The sequence below is a fragment of the Falsiruegeria mediterranea M17 genome, from assembly GCF_900302455.1.
Classification (GTDB): Bacteria; Pseudomonadota; Alphaproteobacteria; order Rhodobacterales; family Rhodobacteraceae; genus Falsiruegeria; species Falsiruegeria mediterranea.
Genome location: NZ_ONZG01000001.1, coordinates 301735 through 323827, shown reverse-complemented (window position 1 = coordinate 323827; position 22093 = coordinate 301735). Strand labels below are relative to the sequence as shown.

Annotated in this window: 16 protein-coding genes and 1 pseudogene; 6 read left to right on the top strand and 11 right to left on the bottom strand. The window is 60.3% G+C overall.

Annotated elements, in window-relative coordinates; genetic code table 11:
* Positions 1-22 precede the first annotated feature (22 nt).
* The 10 genes and pseudogenes from idi to TRM7615_RS01545 all read right to left on the bottom strand — a co-directional run bounded on the left by idi (position 23) and on the right by TRM7615_RS01545 (position 8308).
* Positions 23-565, bottom strand: coding sequence for an isopentenyl-diphosphate Delta-isomerase (gene idi, locus TRM7615_RS01590; RefSeq protein ID WP_108785158.1), 543 nt, complete (start codon positions 563-565; stop codon positions 23-25).
* Positions 566-765: 200 nt separating this feature from the next.
* Positions 766-1179 (bottom strand): c-type cytochrome, encoded by a 414-nt coding sequence (locus TRM7615_RS01585; protein ID WP_108785157.1) that lies wholly within the window; start codon positions 1177-1179, stop codon positions 766-768.
* A 103-nt stretch (positions 1180-1282) separates the two neighbouring features.
* Positions 1283-2299, bottom strand: coding sequence for a P1 family peptidase (locus tag TRM7615_RS01580; RefSeq protein ID WP_108785156.1), 1017 nt, complete (start codon positions 2297-2299; stop codon positions 1283-1285).
* A gap of 4 nt (positions 2300-2303) precedes the next feature.
* Positions 2304-2657, bottom strand: coding sequence for a cupin domain-containing protein (locus tag TRM7615_RS01575; protein WP_108785155.1), 354 nt, complete (start codon positions 2655-2657; stop codon positions 2304-2306).
* Positions 2654-3400 (bottom strand): SDR family oxidoreductase, encoded by a 747-nt coding sequence (locus TRM7615_RS01570; protein WP_108785154.1) that lies wholly within the window; start codon positions 3398-3400, stop codon positions 2654-2656. Before TRM7615_RS01570 ends, TRM7615_RS01575 begins: the two co-directional genes overlap by 4 nt.
* 368 nt (positions 3401-3768) lie before the next feature.
* Positions 3769-4188 (bottom strand): alternative ribosome rescue aminoacyl-tRNA hydrolase ArfB, encoded by a 420-nt coding sequence (gene arfB, locus TRM7615_RS01565; RefSeq protein ID WP_108785153.1) that lies wholly within the window; start codon positions 4186-4188, stop codon positions 3769-3771.
* Between the two features lie 295 nt (positions 4189-4483).
* A complete protein-coding gene (locus TRM7615_RS01560) occupies positions 4484-5113 on the bottom strand; it encodes a queuosine precursor transporter (RefSeq protein ID WP_108785152.1) in 630 nt (209 codons plus the stop codon).
* A gap of 97 nt (positions 5114-5210) precedes the next feature.
* Positions 5211-6095, bottom strand: a complete 885-nt coding sequence (locus tag TRM7615_RS01555; protein WP_108785151.1) for an esterase-like activity of phytase family protein — start codon at positions 6093-6095, stop codon at positions 5211-5213.
* Entirely contained in the window at positions 6068-6847 is a 780-nt protein-coding gene (gene mepA / locus TRM7615_RS01550; RefSeq protein WP_370739761.1) for a penicillin-insensitive murein endopeptidase, read from the bottom strand. The genes TRM7615_RS01555 and mepA overlap by 28 nt, the downstream gene beginning before the upstream one ends.
* Before the next feature lie 95 nt (positions 6848-6942).
* Positions 6943-8308: pseudogene (locus TRM7615_RS01545) on the bottom strand (MFS transporter).
* Between the two features lie 190 nt (positions 8309-8498).
* Here TRM7615_RS01545 and TRM7615_RS01540 point away from each other — a divergent pair.
* The 3 genes from TRM7615_RS01540 to yaaA all read left to right on the top strand — a co-directional run bounded on the left by TRM7615_RS01540 (position 8499) and on the right by yaaA (position 11724).
* Positions 8499-8786 carry a YggT family protein gene (locus tag TRM7615_RS01540; RefSeq protein WP_108785149.1) on the top strand — a complete coding sequence of 96 codons (288 nt, stop codon included), beginning with the start codon at positions 8499-8501 and terminating at the stop codon, positions 8784-8786.
* A gap of 95 nt (positions 8787-8881) precedes the next feature.
* Positions 8882-10921 carry a DNA helicase RecQ gene (recQ, locus tag TRM7615_RS01535; protein WP_108785148.1) on the top strand — a complete coding sequence of 680 codons (2040 nt, stop codon included), beginning with the start codon at positions 8882-8884 and terminating at the stop codon, positions 10919-10921.
* A 32-nt stretch (positions 10922-10953) separates the two neighbouring features.
* Positions 10954-11724 (top strand): peroxide stress protein YaaA, encoded by a 771-nt coding sequence (gene yaaA, locus TRM7615_RS01530; RefSeq protein WP_108785147.1) that lies wholly within the window; start codon positions 10954-10956, stop codon positions 11722-11724.
* Here the strand turns inward: yaaA and TRM7615_RS01525 are convergent.
* Positions 11715-13943: a response regulator gene (locus TRM7615_RS01525; RefSeq protein ID WP_108785146.1), complete on the bottom strand. Its 2229-nt coding sequence runs from the start codon at positions 13941-13943 to the stop codon at positions 11715-11717. The genes yaaA and TRM7615_RS01525 overlap by 10 nt on opposite strands.
* 137 nt (positions 13944-14080) lie before the next feature.
* Between TRM7615_RS01525 and TRM7615_RS01520 the strand changes: the two genes are divergently transcribed.
* The 3 genes from TRM7615_RS01520 to pbpC are packed head-to-tail and all read left to right on the top strand — an operon-like array spanning position 14081 to position 22090.
* A complete protein-coding gene (locus TRM7615_RS01520) occupies positions 14081-19510 on the top strand; it encodes an alpha-2-macroglobulin family protein (protein ID WP_108785145.1) in 5430 nt (1809 codons plus the stop codon).
* A complete protein-coding gene (locus TRM7615_RS01515; RefSeq protein WP_108785144.1) occupies positions 19507-20067 on the top strand; it encodes a putative glycolipid-binding domain-containing protein in 561 nt (186 codons plus the stop codon). Before TRM7615_RS01520 ends, TRM7615_RS01515 begins: the two co-directional genes overlap by 4 nt.
* Positions 20057-22090: a penicillin-binding protein 1C gene (pbpC, locus tag TRM7615_RS01510; RefSeq protein WP_108785143.1), complete on the top strand. Its 2034-nt coding sequence runs from the start codon at positions 20057-20059 to the stop codon at positions 22088-22090. Before TRM7615_RS01515 ends, pbpC begins: the two co-directional genes overlap by 11 nt.
* Positions 22091-22093 lie beyond the last annotated feature (3 nt).

Sequence of the window (22093 nt, the reverse complement as noted above, 5' to 3'; positions counted from 1 at the left end):
TGACAAGAGGTCGGTGAAAGTCTCAGGCCTTGGCCGAGATAATCAGGTCGGGCCCAAAAATGGTATCGGCATGATGCTGCAGATAGATCTTGAGCCAGGGCGTGAAGCGTTCGGGGTGGCGGCGCACCTCGGCCAGCAGGTCATGATAATCGATCCAGCGGGTCTCCATCACTTCGTCCGGGTTTGGTTCCATCGCCAGATCGCCGCGCGCGTGCGCAAGGAAGACATCTACCACTTCATTCTCGACCATGCCGTTGCCGACGTCCGCGTGATACTCCAGCCGATGCCGGTATTCGGGATACAAGCCGGTAATCCCAAGCTCTTCATTCAGGCGGCGCACGGCGCATGTGCTGGATGTCTCGTCCCAATCGGGATGGGTGCAGCAGGTGTTCGCCCACAGGCCCGGTGTGTGGTATTTGTTCATCGCCCGCCGCTGGATCAGGATATCCATCCCGCGCACGACAAAAACCGACACCGCCTTGTGCTTGAGACCTTTTTCATGAGCCTCCAGCTTGTCGACGGGTGTCAACTCTCCATCCACCCAGGCAGGGATCAGGATACCCATGTCGAAACTCCCAGAATGTGGTGCTGTGTGCTGGTCATGATGGGCCGGTTGGTAATACGTTTGTTTGTCTCGACGGGTGGCGAAGATCGCAATGCGAACGTTCTGACATCAAAGGTGGCGTCGAACGTCAAGCCGATCAATCGCACGAAAGGCCGCAGGGGCTGCGGCCTTTTGTTCCTCATGGCGCAATCCGGGCGAAACTACTGGGCCGCGACGCTTTCCAGATAAGCATAGATGTCTTCCGAGCCCTTCTTGAGCTTGAACGACATCTTGGATTTGGCCGATGTGCTGTCGAGATAGGTTTTCAGGAAGCTCTTGGGATCCTTGGTGTATTCGGCAAAGTTCTCTGCATCCCAGACCAAGCCCTTTTCACCGGCTTCAACCAGGCTTTCGCCATATTTGAACCCGTCGACGGTGCCTGCGGTGCGGCCAACGATGCCATAAAGGTTCGGACCGGTTTTGCCGCCCTTCAGAATGGTTTCACCGTCATCCGACACGATGGTGTGGCAGGCTTTGCATTTGTTGAAGGCCTTCTTGCCTTTCTCGGCGTCGCCCTCGGCCAGGGCAGGCACGGCCAGCAGGCCGACAATCATCGTCGCAACAAGACGTTTCATGGCTATTCTCCATTAAATTGGCTGCCCCTAATGAGAGGTCGCGAGGCCAAAGAGTCAAAACGGCACTTTGACGCGCACCGGCACTGTGTCGCAGTCCCTGAGTTTATTTACTGTTTGCTTGCGACCATGTCGGCAAAAGATCGCCTTTGGCCGGAGTGGCCAGATATACGGCACGCGCAATGGCGCGCGACAGGCAAAGAGCGGCGGCATGACCGATCATTGTCAGATCGCGTTCCGGGTTTGTCATCGGCCGCGCGCCTGTTGACACTGAAAACACCAGATCTCCATCCCCCGGCGAATGCGCAGGCACAGTTGCCCGTGCAATGCCATCGTGGGCGGCAATGGCCATGCGCTGACATTGTGCCTTGGACAGGTCCGCATCGGTTGCCACGATGGCGATGGTTGTATTGGCGCGGTCTTGTGAATGCTGGCGCATCGCCATGAGCTTCCGGCTTTCCTGACTGCGGCCAAGCCCCCCGTTAGGATCAGGGCCCGCGCCGCCGAATTCGCCCTCAATCTCAAAGTTTGCGGCCCAGAAATGCCAATCTCCCGGCGTGGTGACGCTGCCCATCGGATTGACGCCTACCAGCGCGCCGACGGTCGTGCCATCGACCAACACCAGCGACGCAGACCCCAAACCGCCTTTGAGCATCGAGGTCAGCGCGCCCGTGCCCGCACCGGCGGTGCCTAGGTCAAACTCTTCGCCTGCGGCCTCAAACGCCGCACGGCCCAATGCGCGATAAGGATTCTCGGTCCAATCCTTTTGCCCGCCATTGAGCAGGTCAAACAGGATCGCACCCGGCACCAGGGGAATGATCGCCTGGCCAACCTGAAACCCGCGCCCCTGTGTGCGCAACCCGTCCACAACGCCAGAACAGGCGTCCAGCCCATAGGCGGATCCGCCCGACAGCACCAGTGCCTCAACCTTGGCCACGGATTTGTCTGGGGCCAACAGATCGGTCTCGCGCGTGCCGGGCGCGCCACCCATCACATGGACCGAAGCCGTGAAGGGCTCGGCTGACGTCAGGACCGTTGTGCCGGATTTCAGGACGTCGTCTTGGGCGTTGCCGACCATTAGGCCGGACACATCGGTAATCAGGTTTTTGGGACCGGGCTGCATGGCATCAGATCCTGGGTTTCGGGGCCGCCGTGGCGGGATCGCCGGTATTTGGCTCGCCCTTCGGTTCGATCAGCAGAACCTTGCATTCGGCATCAGCACGGGGGCGATGAGTTACACCCTTGGGCACGATATAGAGTTCACCGGCGCGCACAATTTCGGGCGATTGACCTTCGATGTCCATCACCATCTCGCCTTCCAGCACAAGGAAGAAGTCATCGGTGTCATCATGATGGTGATAGGGAAACTCGCCCTGAAACTTGACCACCATCACGTCGTTGTTGTTGTAATCGGCCACCACATGCGGATCCCAATGCGACGAGAACTGCGCCAGCTTTTCGGTCAGGTTCACACGGCTCATATGCAGCGGCCTCCGTCGACTTCCATCGCGACGCCGGTGATCATGCTGGCCTCGTCCGAGCATAGGAAGCAAGCGGCGTTGCCCATGTCTTCGGGTTGCGAAAAGCGGCCGAGGGGAATGGTGGACAGGAATTTGGCGCGCACCTCAGGTGTGTCCTCACCCATGAAGGACTTGAGGAGCGGCGTTTCACCGGCGACCGGGTTCAACGCGTTCACGCGGACGCCCGAGGGGGCAAGCTCCACGGCCATCGTCTTGGTCGCGGTGATCATCCACCCTTTGGAGGCGTTGTACCAATTCAGGTTCGGCCGGGGGGAGACGCCGGCAGTCGAGGCAACGTTGAGGATAGCACCTGTGCCACGTTCCTTCATATGTGGGATTAGGGCGCGGGCGGTCAGGTAGACGGATTTCATGTTCACCTTGAACACCCGATCAAAATCAGCTTCGCTTACGTCTTCGAGTGGGGTCGGCAGATGGGTGACGCCGGCGTTGTTGATCAGGATGTCGAGGTGGCCGAACTTGGCGAGTGCCGCTTCGGCCATGACATCCACCGAATTCGCATCTCCGACATCAACCTGATGGGCAAAGGCGTCGCCATCCATTTGTTTGGCGGTCTCGCGGGCGGTATCCAGATTGATATCCGCGATCATCACGCACGCACCTTCGGATACAAATTTGGCCACGATGCCCGCACCAAACCCCGATCCACCACCGGTGACGATGGCCGTTTTCCCCTGCAGTCTCATGTGCTTCCTCTCCCCTAAAAACGCGGTCTTGGGTGTACACTAACAGCGCCTTCCAAGGACGCCAGCTTAAAGCGGTCTGAGAGGTTTGCTGTGCATTTCGGGGGCGCTCCCGCCCGTCGTCAATTTTTCTTGACATAAAAAACCTCCTCCCGTTGGGCGGGACCTCGCTGCGCTCGGCGGGTGGCGCTTGGTTGCTCCCGGGGCGTGTCCACGTATCCCCGTCATCCGATGGCCGCGCTTCATGTGGAACACCAGCCGGGGATCGGGTCCGCGCCGCGCGCAGCGCGGCGCTACGCCCAAGGCCGTTAGCGGTGCTGGCGCAGCCAGGATCGCTCGGGCGCGGGAGCCCCCCCGAACCCAAGAGCGCATCAGTCGTCCGAGATCTTGCCACGCAAAGTCTTCACCTCGCTGCGGGCCTTTTTGGCCTGCAATCTGCGGCGGACCGATCCCTTGGTGGGTTTTGTGGCGATCCGGCGTTTGGGAGCCACCAGGGCCTTTTGGATCAGCGCCACCAGCCGTTCGCGCGCAATCTCGCGGTTGCGAATTTGCGAGCGGGTCTCGTCGCATTGCAGGATCAACGCGCCGTCCTTGGTCCAGCGGCGGCCCGCCAGACGTCTCAACCGAGTTTTCACCGGTCCGGACAAAGAGGGGGACCGCTCGGCCTCGAACCGCAGCTCGACCGCAGTTGCGACCTTGTTGACGTTCTGCCCGCCGGGGCCCGAGGCGCGCATGAAGCTTTCCGTCAGCTCCCAGTCCTGAATGGATATGTCGTCTGAAATCCGCAGCATGGCGCGACTTTACCTCGGCCCTTTCGCGGCAAACAGGGCAAATTCAAAAAGGGCCGCCCGAATACGGACGGCCCTTCGAAAGTATTAGGAGGTCGGGTCGGTCAGAGCATGCTCACGGACCTGAACTCAGATCGTTTCGGGTGGCGTTGCCGCCAAGGGTTGCCTTAGCAGGCGTGCTCCCGAATTGTTCCGACACCTCTCTCCAATCTCTTTCTCGACACTGGATCACCTCCTTTTCCTTTGTTGAACTCAAGGGGAGCGTGACACGGGTTGCCGAATTCTCCAAACGAAATCGTCAGGCGGTGGTGCCGTTGCGGTCCAAGCGCTGAACAATCATGCGGAAGGGGATCAGGGCGATCAGTGCCAGCGACAGCTTGACCAGCCAGTCCGCAAAGGCCAGCGAGACCCACAGCGGTGCAACTGGTCCCATCCCCAGCATCGGGATCGCCTCATTTGCCCAGGACACATCATTGGCCGGTTCCAACCAGGCCAGCTGTGCCGAAAACGCGATCGAGAAGAACAGCGCGGTATCCACACAGGACCCAACGAGGGTCGAGGCCAGCGGCGCACGCCACCATTTGCCACCGCGCAGGGCGGCAAAGATGCTGACATCCAGCATTTGCGCGGTCAGGAATGCGATGCCTGATCCCATGGCGATACGCAGCGTGACCAGCGGGCCGAACTCGCCCATGATCTGCGTGCCGATCAGCGAGCAAACAACGCCCACGATGAAGCCAACAAAAACCACGCGGCGTGCGGGCCCCGCGCCATAGACGCGGTTCATCACGTCCGTGACCAGGAACGCAAAAGGATAGGTAAAGGCCCCCCATGTCAGCCATTGGCCAAACAGGAATTGAACCAGGATGTTCGAGGCCACAACAATGGCGGCCATGGCAAGAATGCCGGGAAGATGTGCGCGTGTCATATGTCTGAGCCCGTTTTTTTGACAAGGTAGCGGCGACTTGCCCCACCGGATTGGCAGGTAAGCGGCGCGTTTAGCCAACTTGCGGCATCAATGCAAGTCAGTTGGGCAGAGCGTATTCCACCAGCTCGGTGCGTTGGATGAACAGGAAATTGTCGTCAGACACCATCGTCGCCTGCAGGGTGCCGGTTTGATCCCGCCAAACGGAAACACCTTCGAGGTTGTCGTGGGTTCCGGGCCCGGTTCGAAACATCACTTCTTGGTTCGATACCTGACCGTTCCGAAACTCCCATCGCCGCAATTGACTGCGAAACCCCAGTACCCCGGCTGACCGTTCCAACAGGTAAAACCGGCCGTCGGGTCCAATATCGGCACCCACCGGTAAGAAGCTTCCATGAGTTGGCAAGCTAAAGGGTTGCGACCAGTGACGACCGTTCCAGCGGTAAACCGGAATTCGGCCGTCCGCAGTCAGGCCGCTTTCAGGCATGGTGTACAAATGGCCGTTTCGATCGATGGCCAATGGCTCAAACGATCCGTTCTCGGCCAATCCTTTGAAGGCGCCGGGTATTGGAAGGACTTGGGCTTTTGATCTTGGGTTTTGGTACCGGGCAACGCGGTGGACACCTTCGAATGAGATGAAAATGGACCCATCCGGAGCAATGGCCAAACCTTCCGAGTCTCCACCGCGACCTGACAGAGCTTTCCCTTTGCTGGAGTGAATTCGGTTCATCGACGTGATCCGAACGCTCGCGATGGCGTCCGATTGTCGTGTAACTTCTGCCGTCGCTATTTTGGCGCGATCGCTTAGTATCGTCATCCTGCGGCCGTCATCGGACATTTCGATGGCCGAGAACCCACCGAACCACTTGGCCTTGTTGTGCCATGTGTAGCTGCTCAGAAACTGCGCTTTGGAAAGGTCCACGGCCGTTGCGGTGCCGGTTACCACCAATGCAAGAGCTATTGAGACTGCAAGACCGAAACGCATTGGCTTGGCAAATCCGCTAAGACGTATTCACGCCGTTTTTTGGGAGGTGGCGCATTGGGGTCGCGCGGTGTTGGCGGCGGCGGGCTTATGATGTTGTTGACCCAGGTTTGCGCCTCGGCGCAGCCATCGCCCTTGGGCGGAGGATCCTGATTGACGCAGCCTTTGGCGTTGCGGGGGCATTTTAGGCGAACATGGAAATGATAGTGGTGCCCATACCAGGGTCGGATCTTTCGCAGATAAGAGCGGTTGCCCTTCTCATCATTGCACATCTGCACCTTGGCGCCGGGAAAGACAAAAATGCGCGCCGTGCGCTTGTCTTTGGCGGCGGCCTTGATGATCTCGTGATGCTGGCGCGTCCAGTTTCTGTTTACAAACGCGCCTTTGTTGCGGCGCAGTGAAATGGACGAGATGCTCTCGCGCTGTTGGCGCGACATGCGCAGGTTGTTTGCGGGCAACATCCAGATGTCGATATCGAGCCCGATCTGATGGCTGCGGTGACCCGTCAGCATCGGCCCGCCGCGCGGCTGGCTGATGTCCCCGATATACAGCCCGCTCCAGCCGCGCTGCTTGGCAGCACTACGACTGAGTTTTTCGATGAAGTCGATGGTTTCAGGATGGCCCCAGTTGCGGTTGCGCGACAGGCGCATGGCTTGCCAAGTTGGCCCGGTTTCCGGCAATTGCACCAAACCCGATGCGCAGCCTTTGGAGTAGCTTCCAAAAGCACTTGGGCGTTGACGAGAGCCTGTGTCCATTGCCCCAAACAACTGCTTGGCCAAAGGTTCGGCGACAGCAGGAAGAGCCAACCCAATGGCACAGGCTATGACACTTACAACTCGCAACATACGCACTAGGTCCGGTCCCCTTCTGCTTTTACCCAGGTCAACAGGATCAGACCCAGAATAAACAATCCCACCACAGGGGAAACCCCCAAGCGCGCGCTGCCCGTCGCTGTGGTCATGATCGCAATCAAGGCCGGGGCCAGGAAGGCCGTCGCCCGACCCGACAAACCATAAAGACCAAAGCTTTCCGTGGGTGCTTCGGGGTCGGAATGACGCACCATCATCGACCGGCTGGACGCTTGCAAGATTCCGCCCATGCCACCGATCAGGACACCACAGCCAAAGAAAATCAGATCCGGGAGCGTTGATCCCTCGGCCAGGGGGGATGCCGAAAATCTGCGTCCGGTCCATGCCAACGATCGTGGCGCAGACCAGGATCAATACCCAGATCGATGATTTGATCACTGGTTTGGGACCATATTTCTTGTCGGCCTTGCCACCCAGCCAAGCGAAGACAGCCGCCGCCAGCACGCTGATAATGCCAAAGACGCCGATCTTGACGATGTTCCATTCCAGAACCAGCGTGGCATAGACGCCGCCAAATCCGTAGAGGCCGTTCAACGCATCACGATAGAGCATCGATGACCCCAGATAGGCTGCCAGGCTAGACCGGGACAACACCCGCTTGACCGCCTTGCCCAGCATCTTGAGCGCTTGCGACAGCCCGCCGGGCTTGCCCGTGGGGTCGGCGTCGCGAACCCACATGAAATACGGGATCATGAACAGAACATACCAGGCTGCAGTCAGAAGTCCGACGAACCGTGTGCCTTCGCGTGCCCCCGCATCCAGTCCAAAGGCGGGATCAAGCCCGATCAGCGTCTTGCCGTTGGGCTGTTCGACAAACAGCGCCAGCATGATCGCCAAAGACACCAGCCCCCCGAAATAACCAAAAGCAAAGCCGGAACCCGAGATTTTGCCGACGTCCTCTTCCTCGCCAATGTCGGGCAGCTGAGAGTTGATGAAAATCAGCGCATACTCGGCGCCGACAAATCCCAGACCAAACGCAGAAAGCATCCACCACATGTTCGACCCATCGGGCATGGTGTACCACAGCAGGCCCGAACCCACGACATACATGATCGAAAAGCCGAATATCCACGGAATGCGCCGCCCAGTGACATCAGCCAAGGCCCCAATCAATGGGGCGCCAAACCCGATGATCAAACCGGTGATGGTCAAGCACCAGGACCAGACCGTCTGCGCCCGCGCCGCGGCGGCCTGCGTGTCCAGTCCGGTCGACAGAAAGTGCTCGGCCGCGACACTTGCGAAGTACGGACCAAAGATAAAGGTCACAAGCAGCGTGTGGTACGGCTGACTGGCCCAATCAAAAAACCACCAGCCCCAAACGCGCTTGCGCGTAGAAATTTCTGCCATGTTCATCCCCAAAGCAATTGCTTCGATATGACGGGCATTTCTTGAACGAAGCAAGGACTATCGCCGGGGCGCGGCACCGTCGTTGCGGGGGCGGCACAGTCAGGAACTGTCAACCACCCAGGCCTAGTGGCACTTGCCCTTTGGGGCGTGTCTGCTTAGGTGATATGCGATCCGATAATGAGGAAGCCCGATGCAATCGCTGTTCCAAATCCTGATGCTGCTGCTGGACGTTGTCTGGTTCTTCATCATCGCCCACGTGATCATGAGCTGGCTGATCAACTTTCAGGTGCTCAACCTGCATCAGCAACTGGTCGCACAGATCTGGTACGGGCTGAACCGCATTCTGGAACCGCTCTATAGCCCGGTGCGCCGATTGTTGCCGCCGATGTCTGGTATTGATCTGGCACCATTGGTGGTTTTGCTGGGTGTCTTTGCACTCCGGATCATCCTGATCAACAACGCGGCTCTGTTCTACTGACCTCGTAATCCGTGGCCTCTTGTTCACGGAATCTTAGTGTGTGATTGTGCCTGCTAAGAGCAGACACACAAGATACTGACGAGGCACACGCCCAAATGTTCGACGCCGCGCCGCTGTTGCGAGATGTCTTTGGATTCGACGCCTTCCGCCCCGGGCAGGAGGAAATTGTCGACGCCGTGACTTCGGGCGAAAACGTGCTGGCAATCATGCCCACGGGCGGCGGTAAATCCTTGTGTTTCCAACTGCCTGCGCTGCTGCGCGAGGGGGTCACGGTGGTGATCTCTCCGCTGATTGCGCTGATGCGTGACCAGGTGCGGGCACTGCAAGAGGCGGGCGTTGCTGCCGGGGCACTGACATCCGGCAACACGCCGGAAGAAACCGAAGCCGTGTGGGCCGCGCTGGATGTGGGCGATTTGAAGCTTTTGTATATGGCGCCCGAACGTTTGGCCTCGGGTGCTGCAATGGGCATGCTGCGCCGGATTGGGGTCAGCTTGATCGCCGTGGACGAGGCGCATTGCGTCAGCCAGTGGGGCCATGACTTCCGCCCTGATTACCTGCGCATTGGCGAACTGCGTCGCGCCTTGGACGTGCCGTTGGCAGCATTTACCGCAACGGCGGACGCGGAAACGCAGGACGAGATCGTCGAAAAACTCTTCGATGGTGTTCCGCCACGTGCCTTTCTGCGTGGCTTTGACCGGCCCAACATTCACCTTGCCTTTTCTGCCAAGGACAATCCCCGCCGCCAGATCATGGAATTCGCCGCCGCGCGCAAAGGGCAATCCGGCATCGTCTATTGCGGTACCCGCAACAAGACGGAAACCCTGTCGCAGGCGCTGCGCGAGGCCGGGCATTCCGCCTGCTACTACCATGGCGGAATGGAGGCCGAGGATCGGCGCATCGTGGAAACCCGCTTTGCCCGCGAGGATGGGTTGATCGTCGTGGCGACTGTGGCCTTTGGCATGGGCATCGACAAACCGGACATCCGCTGGGTGGCGCATGCTGACCTGCCCAAGTCGATCGAGGCTTACTATCAGGAGATCGGCCGCGCAGGACGTGATGGGGGACCTGCGGAAACCTTGACTCTGTTTGGCCCTGACGACATCCGTCTGCGCCGTTCGCAGATAGACGAGGGGCTGGCCCCGCCCGAACGCCGCGCTGCTGATCATGCGCGGCTGAACTCGCTGCTTGGCTTGGCCGAGGCGTTGGAATGCCGCCGCAAGACGCTGCTTGGGTATTTTGGCGAAGCGGACGTGACCTGTGGCAAATGCGATTTGTGTGACACGCCAGCGGATGTGTTCGACGGCACCACGCCGGTGCGCATGGCGCTCTCGGCGATCCTACGGACCGAGGAATGGTTTGGTTCGGGGCATCTCATCGACATCCTGCTGGGAAATGAAACCGACAAGATCCGCGCGCGTCGCCATGACCAACTTCCCACCTACGGCGTTGGCAAGGAATACAGTAAACCCCAGTGGCAGGCGATCTTCCGTCAAATGATGGGGCATGATCTGGTGCGCCCTGACCCGGAACGCCATGGCGCGTTGCGTATGACCGAAGGGGCCAAACCGATCCTCAAGGGTGAGGCTCTGATCCAACTGCGGCGCGACTCTATCCGAAAGGCCGCGCGCAGACCGGCGGTCAAGGCGATGGTCTCGGATGAGGATGCACCGCTGCTGTCTGCGCTCAAGGCCAAACGTCGTGCGTTGGCTGAGGCGGCCAAAGTACCTGCTTACGTCATTTTCCCTGACCGCACCCTGATTGAGATGGCCGAACGCCGCCCTGCTTCGCTGGATCAGATGGCGCGGGTGGCCGGTGTTGGGGCAAAGAAGCTGGAGCGTTATGGCTCACTCTTTCTTGAAGTGATCACCGGCGCGATCGAAGAGCTTCACCCGGCACGACGCAAGCTGGCGGTTCGGGATCGCGGCGATATCTATGATCAACTGCTTGAAAAACAGACAGAACTGTCGCGCGGTGTCGATGGAATCGACAAGCCGCTGAGCTGTTCAGCCTCGCAATTGGCCAGGGTGGCACAACTGAAACCGGATGATCGTCATGGGTTGGAGCGGGTTTTGGGTGAACGCCGCGCGGAACGTTTTGGCGATGCCTTTCTGGACGTGCTGAGCACTGCGGGCTAAGTCTGCGTGAACCGACAATTTGGGGGCAGAACATGCTTGTGGTGATTTCTCCGGCCAAACGGCTGGATTGGGCAGAACGCGATGTGACGGCGACTGAGCCTGCGTTTCAGGACGACGCGATCCGGCTGGCCAAAACGGCGCGCAATCTGACGTTGGGCGACCTGCAGAAGCTGATGGACATCAGTCCCGATCTGGCACGTCTGAACCGGGATCGGTTCAAGTCTTTTGTCGAGGAACCCAATGCTGATGTGACCCGCCCCGCTGCACTGGCCTTTGCTGGTGACACGTATCAGGGACTCGAGGCTGAGTCGCTGGATGCGGATGAGCTCGCCTGGGCGCAGGATCATCTGCGCATCTTGTCTGGCCTCTATGGTGTGTTGCGCCCGCTGGACCGCATCCAGGCCTACCGTTTGGAGATGGGCAGCAAGTTGAAAACCCGGCGGGGAAAATCGCTGTATGACTATTGGCGCGACCAGCTGAGCAAAGCCCTGAATGCGCAAGCTGAAGAGGTCGGAACGCAGGTGCTGGTGAATTGCGCCAGCCAGGAATATTTCGGCGCGGTGGCCCCCAAGGCGCTGAAACTGCGCGTGGTGACGCCGGTGTTCATGGAAGATAAGGCTGGTACGCCCAAGATTGTCAGCTTCTTTGCCAAAAAGGCTCGTGGTGCGATGGCGCGTTACATCATTCAGCACCGGTTGACCGATCCTCAGAGCATACTGGAGTTCGACACAGGTGGGTATGCCTATCGCGCTGATCTGTCTACGCCGGAAAAACCGGTTTTTGTCCGCCCCTATCAGTCCTGATCCGCATCTGATCTGTTGACCGGCAGAGCATCTGCCGGTTGATGTTCTGCGATGCGTTCGTGAATGAGCCCCTTGCGCAATGGCTTGGTCATGTAAAAATCCAGACCCGCGGCCAGGATCCCCTCGGAATCGCCGTCCATCGCGTGGGCGGTCAACGCCACAATGGGCACGTGGCGGGCAGAGCCGTTCTCCAGTTTGCGAATTTCACCCGTCGCCTCTTTGCCATCCATCTTCGGCATCGAGATGTCCATGAAGATCAAGTCCGGCTCGAAGCTGTCAAACGCTTCGACGGCTTCAAGACCGTTGTTGGCAAACTTCAGATCGATTTCCAACTCTTTGACCATTTTGCGGAACACCAACTGGTTCGTTCGGTTGTCCTCGGCCGCCAAAACCCGCATTCGGCGTTTGTCTGCCCCAGCCTGAGCGGTTTTTTCGCCTTCGGTTGTAGCTTCGGAATGCGCGGTTTCGGGCGCAATCGCCGGTTTCCGTGTCTTTGCCCCCAGATTGGACAGGCGCGAGAATAGCTCTGCTCGGGGAATGGGTTTTTGCAGGATACCCTGCAGCAATTTGCTGGCCGGATCTGCCTGCGCCATGCTGGGGTTGGAGGACAGCAGCACAAAAGGCACCTCGCCCCATCCACGTTCATTCATGTCATAGGCCAATTCCAACCCATCCAGATCGGGCATGTTGTGATCGCTCAGCACCAGATCGACGCTGCTGTCGATGCAGTCCAATGCCTCCTTACCGGATGAACAAGAGGTGACGCTAACGCCCAGTTGGGCAAGCTGTTTCTGCAGGATCGCGCGGTTGACCGGCAGGTCGTCCACGATCATCACATGGTGGATTTCACCCAGGAAATTCGGCGGTGCCGGTTGTGGTCCTTCGGCCATGTCCATGGTCACACGGAACCCAAAACACGAACCGGCGCCCTCTTCGCTTTCGACCCAGACAGACCCATCCATCAGCTCGATCAAGCGCCGCGAAATCGCAAGGCCCAGGCCGGTGCCTTCAAACTTGCGGTTGCGTTCGTCTTCGACCTGATTGAACTCGCCAAAGATGTGGTCGATCTTGTCGGCCGGAATGCCGATGCCGGTGTCCTCGATCGCCACGTGGATGGCGCATTTTTGGGACACCGGATCCGGCACACCTGTGACGCGGATCAACACGTGGCCCTTGGACGTGAATTTGATGGCATTGCCGACCAGATTGGTCAGAACCTGTCGTACGCGTCCCGGATCCCCGATAAACAGCGTTGGCAGGAACAGATCGTAATCGACCAAAAGCGTGAGCCCCTTGTCCCGAACAGTTGGCTGCAGCAGCATCGCAATCTCGTGGATGCACCGTTCCAGATCAAAGGGTTCGGTGTGCAGGATCAGCTTGTCAGCCTCGATCTTGGAATAGTCCAGAACGTCGTTGATGATGACCAGCAGAGCCTCGCCCGAGTTTTTGATCGTGTTGGCGTAAAGCCTTTGCTCTTCATCGAGTGAGGTATCGGTCAACAGCTCGGCCATGCCGACGACGCCGTTCATGGGCGTCCTGATCTCATGGCTCATATTTGCCAAAAAGGCCGACTTTGCACGGTTCGCCGCTTCGGCGCGTTCACGGGCAACACGCAGTTCAGTTTCGTAATGCACGGACGAGGTGATATTCAATGCCAGGCTCACGACATCGCCACCATGCCCGCGTTGGTCAATCAACTTGATGTATTGGTCATTCCACATGCGCATCACGACCGGTTCCGGGTTGGGGGCCATCCAGCGCTCGGTCATCATGTGGCGCCACTCATCAGGAGCAAGGGCTTCCGTATTTACCAGCCCTTCGTCCGTAAAAAGCTGCAGAATCCGCATATAGGATATACCCGGCCCGACCTCTTCCAAACCATCAAAGGCGTTCAGATAAGCGGTGTTTGCCCCGATTAGATTGCTATCGGCGTCGAAGAAAGCAAATCCGTCCTGGATGGTCTGAATCGAATGCCACAACCGACGTTCGGCAATCTCGATCTTGGCGTTGGCAACGGTCAGGTCGGATTTGACCTTTTCGTTTTCATCGCGAACTGTCGCGACCTCGGCTTGCTTTTCGCCAATCTGACGTGTGAGAGCCAAGGCGTGCCGTCCAAGTTTGCGATTGGCCGCGCTCAATTCGGCCTGTTTCAGCTCCAGCAATCGTTCGGCGGCAAGGCGTGCGCGCCGTTCCTCGGCCAATTTGTTGACAAGGCTCATTCCAAACAGTCCCCAGGCGGTTCTTGGCCTGCAGCATCCGACGAGTCGGTGAACAAGTATTTAACCAAGTCTCAATATGGGAATCGTTGCAAAAGCCGCGCAGCCCATGCGACCCTGCCCCAAACAGGGAGGGCATCATGCCACGCTTTGTCACTAAGCTAATTGGTCAAATTCTTTCGATTTTTTTGCTAGCGGGAGGCGCGGCTGCGCAGGATGCAATTCCCGGCTTTCGCTATGTGGTCACGCAAGACATGGACTTTTATGGCGCCGATTTGGATGCGCTGTTTGACACGGACTTGGATTCCTGTGTCCGGGCGTGTTCAGCAAATCGCCAGTGTGCGGCGTTCACCTTCAACACGCGGTCGAATTCCTGTTTCCCCAAAAGCGGTTTAAGCGATCAGACCCCATATGAAGGTGCAATTTCGGCGCAAAAGATCGCAACTCCGGTCGACGTGCTGCAACGCGGGGCTAACCGGCTTCAGGCCTTGGACGTGCTGCGGGACGTTGATTTCGCGCAAGCCGCAGTTCTTGCTCGGGATCTGGGATTGCGCCACCGTGCTGGCGGTCGCGATGTCGAAGCGGTGTTGGGTGCAATGCGGGCATCAGCGTCGGACCCGGTGCGCGCGTTGGGGTGGACCGGCGTGGCCGTATCCCTGACGGATCGCTCCGATCTATGGGGCGAATACGCTCGACGGTTGCTGCAAATCGAACCAGATGCGCGCCGCAGGTCCGAAGTGCGCGCGATGGCGATTTCGGCTGCGCTCAACAGCTATCTGCGCTCTGATAGTGTTGGTGCACAAGTCACTGCATTGGAGCTGCTGTCCCAAGCGTTGGAACGCTCGAGCCGTGGGCGCGATATGGTGGCCGTGCTGCGTCATGCCGCCGAAGTTCAACCGCGCGAGGACATTCTGGCCGCTCTTGAAAGCGCGATCGCCAAACATGGCTTCCGCGTGGTTGACAGCACAGTGGAAAGCGACGCCGCCGCGCCTCGCATCTGTGTGCAATTCTCGGAACCGCTGGAAAAGGCCAGCATCGACTATGATCCTTATGTTCAACTGTCCGCGACGACCCTGTCTGTTCAGGCCGATGAGCAGCAGCTGTGTGTCGACGGTGTCGAGCATGGCGAACGCTATCGGTTCACGCTGCGCAAAGGGTTGCCTGCCGCTTCGGGAGAGACGCTGCACCGCGACGTGACGCTGACACATTATGTGCGCGACCGCTCGCCCTCGGTCCGGTTCCCGGGGCGGTCTTATGTTCTGCCCAAAACGTCCGAGGCTGCTTTGCCGGTGGAAACCGTTAACCTGACACAGATCGATCTACGCCTGCGCCGGGTCAGCGATCGCAATCTGCTGCGGGCGGTGCAGGACGGGTTCTTTGGTCGCCCACTCAGCCAATGGCAGGATCAACAGTTCGCGTCCGAGATCGCGCAAGAGGTCTGGACTGGCACGGCTGAAGTGTCCAGCGAACTGAATCGCGATATGACGGCTCGGCTGCCTCTGGCCGAAGCCATCGCCGGGCAACCCGCTGGCATCTATGCGCTGACCGCGCGGGTTCCGGGGGCCGATCCTTATGACGATCCGGGCGCGACGCAGTGGTTTGTGCTGTCTGATCTGGGGCTGGGCACAGTGTCCGGAACCGACGGCTTGCATGTCTCGGTTCTGGGACTTGGCGATGCCGTGCCGCGCGCGGGGGTCGAGGTCACGTTGATCTCGAAAGCCAATGCGGTCTTGGCCGAGGCTGCAACCGACGAAAATGGTCACGTGCGCTTTGACGCGGGCCTGACACGTGGCACCGGGGCCGCAGCACCCGCGATGGTCTTTGCCCGCCAAGGCGACAGCGACATCGGCTTCCTGTCGCTTACCGATCCGGCGTTCGACCTGTCCGATCGCGGAGTCGAAGGGCGGCCCGCGCCCGGTCCGGTCGACGTGTTCCTGACCACGGACCGTGGCGCCTATCGCGCGGGTGAGGTTATCAATGCTACCGTTCTGGCGCGTGATACCGTGGCGCAGGCCATTGATGGTCTGCCCATGACCGCGATCCTCAGCCGTCCGGATGGCGTGGAATACCTGCGCCGCGTGTCCAACGGCGGTGTCTCGGGCGGCCATGTTTTTGCTCTGCCTGTGGATGCCAGCGTGCCGCGCGGATCCTGGCGGTTGGACATCAAAAGCGACCCCAACGGCGCGGTGCTGGCAAGCCAGACCGTACTGGTCGAGGATTTTCTGCCCGAACGCATCGACTTTGACCAAACCCTGCCCGCAGCGCCCTTGCGTCCCGGTGACAGCGTGCCGCTCAGCATTGACGCGCGTTACCTGTTCGGTGCGCCGGGATCTGATCTGACCACCGATGGGCAGGTGGTGATCCGCACCACGCAAGAGTTGGAGGGTTATCCCGGCTATCGCTTTGGCCGCTATGACAGCTCCGTTACCGCGCAAAGCAGCTATTTCGGCGGCGAGCGCACGGATGCCCAAGGTAAGGTGCAGCTGTTTGTGGACATCCCCCAGATTGACGCTGCCGGTCGCCCGCTAGAGGCGACCGTGATCACCCGGCTTGCTGATGGCTCGGCCCGTCCGGTGGAACGCCGCCTTACTGCAAAGGTCAACCCGCCCATGGATGTGATCGGGATCAAGCCGTTGTTCGAGGATGTGGTGGCCGAAGGATCCGAAGCCGCGTTTCAGGTCATTGGCCTGACACCAGATCTGAACACACAGAACATGCGCGTACGTTGGACCCTGAACCGGGTCGAGACGCGCTATCAGTGGTATCAGCTGTACGGCAACTGGAACTGGGAACCGACCACGCGCCGCACCCGCATTGCAACGGGTGAGGCTGATTTGGGCAGCGACCCCCTGACGGTGTCCCAGCCCGTGGATTGGGGCGAGTACGAACTGGTCGTTGAACGCCTTGATGGCACCTACACCGCGGCTGCGTTTGATTTTTTTGCCGGATGGTATCAGGGCGGGGACTCCTCGGTCACGCCGGACCGGCTGGAGCTGTCGCTGGACAAGGACAGCTATGCCATCGGTGACACCGCGCAACTGCGGATCGTGCCGCGCATGGGCGGAACAGCCCTGATCCAGGTGATGTCGAATGAGGTGATCCACCGCGAGATGGTCGAGGTGACCGCAGGGGACACTCGCATTCCCCTGACCGTGACCGAGGATTGGGGCAGCGGCGCCTATGTCACCGCCACCGTGATCCGTCCGATGGATGTGAGCGCAGGCCAGAACCCGGCCCGTGCGCTTGGGTTGGTGCATGCCATGGTCGAACCTGAGGGCCGCAAGCTGACGGTTTCCATCGACACACCCGAGGTCGTGCGGCCACGTCAGGTGCAAAACGTCAGCGTCTCAGTAGACGGCGCAACCGAGGGTGAGGAAGTCTATCTGACGCTCGCCGCGATTGACGTGGGCATTCTGAACCTCACTGGTTTCCAAAGTCCCGATCCGCAAGGCCATTACTTTGGTCAGCGCCGCCTTGGTGTCGAATTGCGCGACGTCTACGGTCGCCTGATCGACGGTATGAACGGGGCCATGGGGCAGGTGCGCTCGGGCGGCGACGCGGACAACGGCATGCGGATGCAATCGCCGCCGCCCACGCAGGACCTGATGGCTGTGTTCAGCGGTACGGTGAAGCTGGGCCCTGACGGCCAAGCCAAGATCGAAGTGCCGCTGCCTGCCTTCAATGGCACGGTTCGCCTGATGGCTGTGGCTTGGTCTGACCGAGCGGTGGGCCAGGCCGAGCATGACATGCTGGTGCGTGACCCGGTGGTCCTGACTGCCAGCCTGCCGCGCTTTCTGGCGCCAGGGGACAGTAGCCGCATGCTGCTCGAGGCCGTGCATGCCGGTGGCGCGACCGGAGAGATGCAGCTGCGGGTCTCGGCTTCGAATGGCGTGCAGATGGGTGATATCCCCACTGCCTTTGCACTGGAACTCGGTGAAAAGGTATCCTTTGCCATCCCGATCCGTGCGGGCGGCGTCGGCGATCCGACCATTGAACTTGCTCTGACCACACCCGATGGCGTGACGCTGACACAAACCCTGCGGATGCCGGTGCGCGCCAATGATCCGGTGGTTGCACAGACCCGCCGGTTCTCGCTGGCCGGTGGCGATAGTTTCCTGTTCTCGGATGATGTCTTTGCCGGGATGCGACAAGGATCAGCGCGGGCCATCCTGTCGGCCGGGCCGCTGGCCAAGTTCGATGCACCGGGCCTGCTGAGCACGCTTGACCGCTACCCCTATGGCTGCACCGAGCAGATCACGTCGCAAACCATGCCATTGCTGTATCTGTCGTCAGTGGCACAGGTAACGGGGCTGGGCAGCGGGCCCAAGATCTCGGCCCGGATCGACGCGGCGATTTCGCGCGTGTTGACCCGCCAGGCGTCGAACGGAGCCTTTGGTCTGTGGCGCGCCGAGAGCGGAGATTTCTGGCTCGACGCCTATGTCTCGGATTTCCTAAGCCGCGCGCGAGCCGAGGGGTATGTGATCCCCGAGCGCGCCTTTGCCCAGGCGATGGACAACCTGCGCAACCGCATCAACTATGCCCCTGATTTCGATTTCGGGGGCGAGGATGTGGCCTATGCCCTGATGGTGTTGGCCCGCGAAGGGGCAGCCTCGATGGGGGATTTGCGCTACTACGCCGATGTAAAGGCCGAGGCTTTTGCCACTCCGTTGGCAGTCGCGCAACTTGGGGCAGCGTTGGCGATGTATGGCGATCAGACGCGGGCCGATGCTTTGTTTGCGCGGTCCGCCGACCTGTTCGAAGAGCATGGGTTCGGGGACAACGCCTATTGGCGCGCGGATTACGGCACCACGCAACGCGATGCGGCTGGAGTGCTCGCGCTCGCTGCCGAAGCGGGTAGCGTGACGGCACAGAATGCAGCTTTGATTAACCAGGTCAGCCAGACCAGCGATCGCCTGTCTACGCAAGAAGCCGCGTGGACCTTGATGGCCGCGCAGGCGCTGATCAAGTCGCCCGAACACGTCGGCCTGCTGGTCAACGGCGCGCCGGTATCGGGACCGTTTGTGCAAGTGCTGCAAGGCGCGGGCAGTGACAGCTACAACATCACTGCCGCCGACGGAAAGACGACCGAAGTGACGCTGACCACGCTTGGCGTGCCCGAGGTTGCGCGCCCTGCCGGTGGCACGGGCTATGGCATCACACGACAGTACTACTCGATGGAAGGTGCGCCGCTGGAGCGCCGCAGCTTTGCTGTGGGCGAGCGCTTTGTCACCGTTTTGACAGTTGAACCGTTTGAGCCCTCGGGCGCACGGCTGATGATCGACGACCCACTGCCGGCAGGGGTCGAGATCGACAATCCCAGCCTGCTGCAATCGGGTGATGTGCGCTCGTTGGACTGGCTCGATCTGTCCGAGGCAAGGCATGCCGAGTTCCGCTCGGATCGCTTCTTGGCGGCAGTTGATATGGACAACAGCGAACCCGTCACGGTGGCCTATGTGGCGCGCGCCGTGACACCGGGCGAGTTCCATCATCCGGCCGCAGCGGTCGAAGACATGTACCGCCCCCGCTACCGGGCCCGGACCGAGACGGGGCGAGTTGAGGTCACGCAATGACCCACCCCCTTGCCACGGCACACTGGCAGCGCACCGTTGGCGAAGGCACAGACCGTTGCACCCTGTCGCGTGTTGATCAGGGGTGGATTTTGATGGGCTATGCGGTTTGGCGTGTCGATGGTGTTGGCTCGCGCCTGAGCTACGATGTGCGCTGTGATCCGGAATGGCAGAGCCTGTCTGCGGATGTCGCCGGAGAAGTCGAGGGCCGCCCCGTGAAGCTGCGCCTTGCCCACGGTGACGAGGGTTGGTTGCTGAATGATGTGCTGCAACCGGGAACCCAAGGCTGCACCGATCTGGACCTGAGTTTCACGCCTGCGACCAACCTGCTGCCGATCCGTCGGTTGGGTGGGGTACCGGGCGAGCAGATCGCAACTCAGGCTGCCTGGCTCAAACCGGACCTGGATGAGATTGCACGCCTGGATCAAATCTACGAACGGGCACCGGGCGGGCAGGTGCAATACAACTCGCCCAGTTTCTCTGCATTGTTGGATGTGGATGCCAGCGGGTTTGTCACGAGTTACCCCGAAGGCTGGCATGGGTGGGTGGATGAAGGTTAGCGGCGCATTCATCAGTTTTACTTTGGCCGTTGGCCTGTTCCTGACTGCCCTGACGCGTGACGGGTTGGATGCCTGGATCGACCGAACGGAGTTGCCCTTGATCCTGTCGGACACCTCGGTCGAGGTGCGGGATCGGCATGGTCACCTGTTGCGTGCCTATCAGGTTGGCGACGGCATCTGGCGGCTGAAACCGGGGCCCGTGGACGCGACCTATCTAACCATGTTGAAACGGTACGAGGACAAGCGGTTCGAAACCCACACGGGCGTTGACCCGTTGGCGATGCTGCGGGCGGCCGGACAGGCGCTTTGGAATGGCAGGACGGTGTCGGGCGGATCGACCCTGACTATGCAGGTTGCGCGCTTGCTCGAGGATGGATCAACGGGACGGTGGTCCGGCAAGCTGCGCCAGATACGCGTGGCACTGGCGTTGGAACGGCGACTGAACAAGGAGGAAATCCTGGAGCTGTACCTGACCCACGCGCCTTTTGGCGGCAATCTCGAAGGGGTGCGGGCGGCGTCTCTGGCATGGTTCGGCAAAGAGCCGCGCCGATTGACTGCAGCCCAAGGCGCGCTGTTGGTCGCCTTGCCACAATCGCCCGAAGCCCGCCGCCCGGACCGCCACCCAAAGGCCGCCCGCGCAGCGCGGGACCGTGTGCTGGAACGGATGCAGGCCCAAGGTGTATTGCCGCGGGCAGAGGTTCTGGCCGCCACGGCGGAGCGTTTGCCCAAAACGCAGCATGCCTTCCCTGTGCTCGCCCCGCATCTGGCAGATCGCAAGCGTGCGCAATTCCCGGATCGGCTGCGGCATGACGTGACCTTGGACGTCGCAGCGCAGCGTCGATTGGAGCGTCTGGTCGCGCAATCCGCGCGTGAGGCGGGGCGCGATATGTCCGCAGCCTTGGTTGTGGCAGAGGCGCAGACCGGAGAGATTATCGCCTCTGTCGGCTCGCCCGAGTATGCGGCGGACCGGCAGGGTTTCATCGACATGACCCAAGCGATCCGATCGCCCGGATCTACGCTCAAGCCGCTGGTTTACGGGCTGGCCTTTGATCAGGGGCTGGTGCATCCGGAAACACTCATCCACGACGGGCCCATTCAATTCGGCCGCTATGCGCCGCGCAATTTCGACGGGCAGTTCCGTGGCGATGTGCGGGTGCGAGAAGCCTTGCAGATGTCGCTGAACATTCCGGTGGTCAAGCTGACAAACGCGCTTGGCCCTGCGCGCCTGATGTCCGGGTTGCACCGGGCAGGGACCGATCCGAAACTGCCGGCGGGCAAGCCGGGGTTGGCGATTTCACTGGGCGGCATCGGGATGAGTTTGCAGGATCTGGTGCAGCTTTATGCCAGCCTTGCGCGCGGCGGACAGGGGATCACCCTGCGCGATGAGCTGCCGAGCGCTTCAATAGAAACAGGGCGTGTTCTGTCCCCTGTTGCGGCCTGGCATGTGGGCGATATCCTGTCAGGGTTGGCTCCGCCTTCGGGGGCCTCGGCTGGTGTGTTGGCCTACAAGACCGGCACGTCTTATGGTCACCGCGATGCCTGGGCCATCGGCTATGACGGGCACCATGTGATCGGCGTCTGGATGGGGCGGGCGGATGGTACGCCGGTTCCAGGAGTTTTTGGCGGTGACCTTGCGGCTCCGGTTCTGTTTCAGGCCTTTGGCCGATTGAAACCTGCGTTTGATCCTTTGCCCCCGCCCCCGGCGGCCACGCTGATCCTGGGCGCGGCCGAGTTGCCACGCCCCCTGCAGCGGTTCGAGGCGCGCGTCAGTGCCGACAGTGGCAACAGTCCCAACCTGATCTTTCCCCCCAATGGGGCGCGTCTTGACACCCAAGGAGAGGCGTTGGCGATCAAACTGCGCGGCGGTCAGGCGCCTTTTGTTGTGTTGGCCAACGGGGTGCCCGTAGCGCGCGGTATGCAGAGCCGCGAGTTTGAGATTGGCAATCCCGGGCAAGGCTTTTCGCAATTGGTCGTAATTGACAGCACAGGGCGATCCGACCGAGCGGTCATCCGTATTGATTGATCC

Bases quoted from the DNA above. Each gene is read 5' to 3' on its own strand.
- TRM7615_RS01515 (WP_108785144.1), top strand. From the start codon at position 19,507: ATGACCCACCCCCTTGCCACGGCACACTGGCAGCGCACCGTTGGCGAA.
- TRM7615_RS01580 (WP_108785156.1), bottom strand. From the start codon at position 2,299: ATGCAGCCCGGTCCCAAAAACCTGATTACCGATGTGTCCGGCCTAATG.
- TRM7615_RS01555 (WP_108785151.1), bottom strand. From the start codon at position 6,095: ATGCGTTTCGGTCTTGCAGTCTCAATAGCTCTTGCATTGGTGGTAACC.
- TRM7615_RS01575 (WP_108785155.1), bottom strand. From the start codon at position 2,657: ATGAGCCGTGTGAACCTGACCGAAAAGCTGGCGCAGTTCTCGTCGCAT.
- idi (WP_108785158.1), bottom strand. From the start codon at position 565: ATGGGTATCCTGATCCCTGCCTGGGTGGATGGAGAGTTGACACCCGTC.
- TRM7615_RS01585 (WP_108785157.1), bottom strand. From the start codon at position 1,179: ATGAAACGTCTTGTTGCGACGATGATTGTCGGCCTGCTGGCCGTGCCT.
- TRM7615_RS01540 (WP_108785149.1), top strand. From the start codon at position 8,499: ATGCAATCGCTGTTCCAAATCCTGATGCTGCTGCTGGACGTTGTCTGG.
- recQ (WP_108785148.1), top strand. From the start codon at position 8,882: ATGTTCGACGCCGCGCCGCTGTTGCGAGATGTCTTTGGATTCGACGCC.
- TRM7615_RS01525 (WP_108785146.1), bottom strand. From the start codon at position 13,943: ATGAGCCTTGTCAACAAATTGGCCGAGGAACGGCGCGCACGCCTTGCC.
- TRM7615_RS01560 (WP_108785152.1), bottom strand. From the start codon at position 5,113: ATGACACGCGCACATCTTCCCGGCATTCTTGCCATGGCCGCCATTGTT.
- TRM7615_RS01520 (WP_108785145.1), top strand. From the start codon at position 14,081: ATGCCACGCTTTGTCACTAAGCTAATTGGTCAAATTCTTTCGATTTTT.
- arfB (WP_108785153.1), bottom strand. From the start codon at position 4,188: ATGCTGCGGATTTCAGACGACATATCCATTCAGGACTGGGAGCTGACG.
- pbpC (WP_108785143.1), top strand. From the start codon at position 20,057: ATGAAGGTTAGCGGCGCATTCATCAGTTTTACTTTGGCCGTTGGCCTG.
- mepA (WP_370739761.1), bottom strand. From the start codon at position 6,847: ATGGACACAGGCTCTCGTCAACGCCCAAGTGCTTTTGGAAGCTACTCC.
- yaaA (WP_108785147.1), top strand. From the start codon at position 10,954: ATGCTTGTGGTGATTTCTCCGGCCAAACGGCTGGATTGGGCAGAACGC.
- TRM7615_RS01570 (WP_108785154.1), bottom strand. From the start codon at position 3,400: ATGAGACTGCAGGGGAAAACGGCCATCGTCACCGGTGGTGGATCGGGG.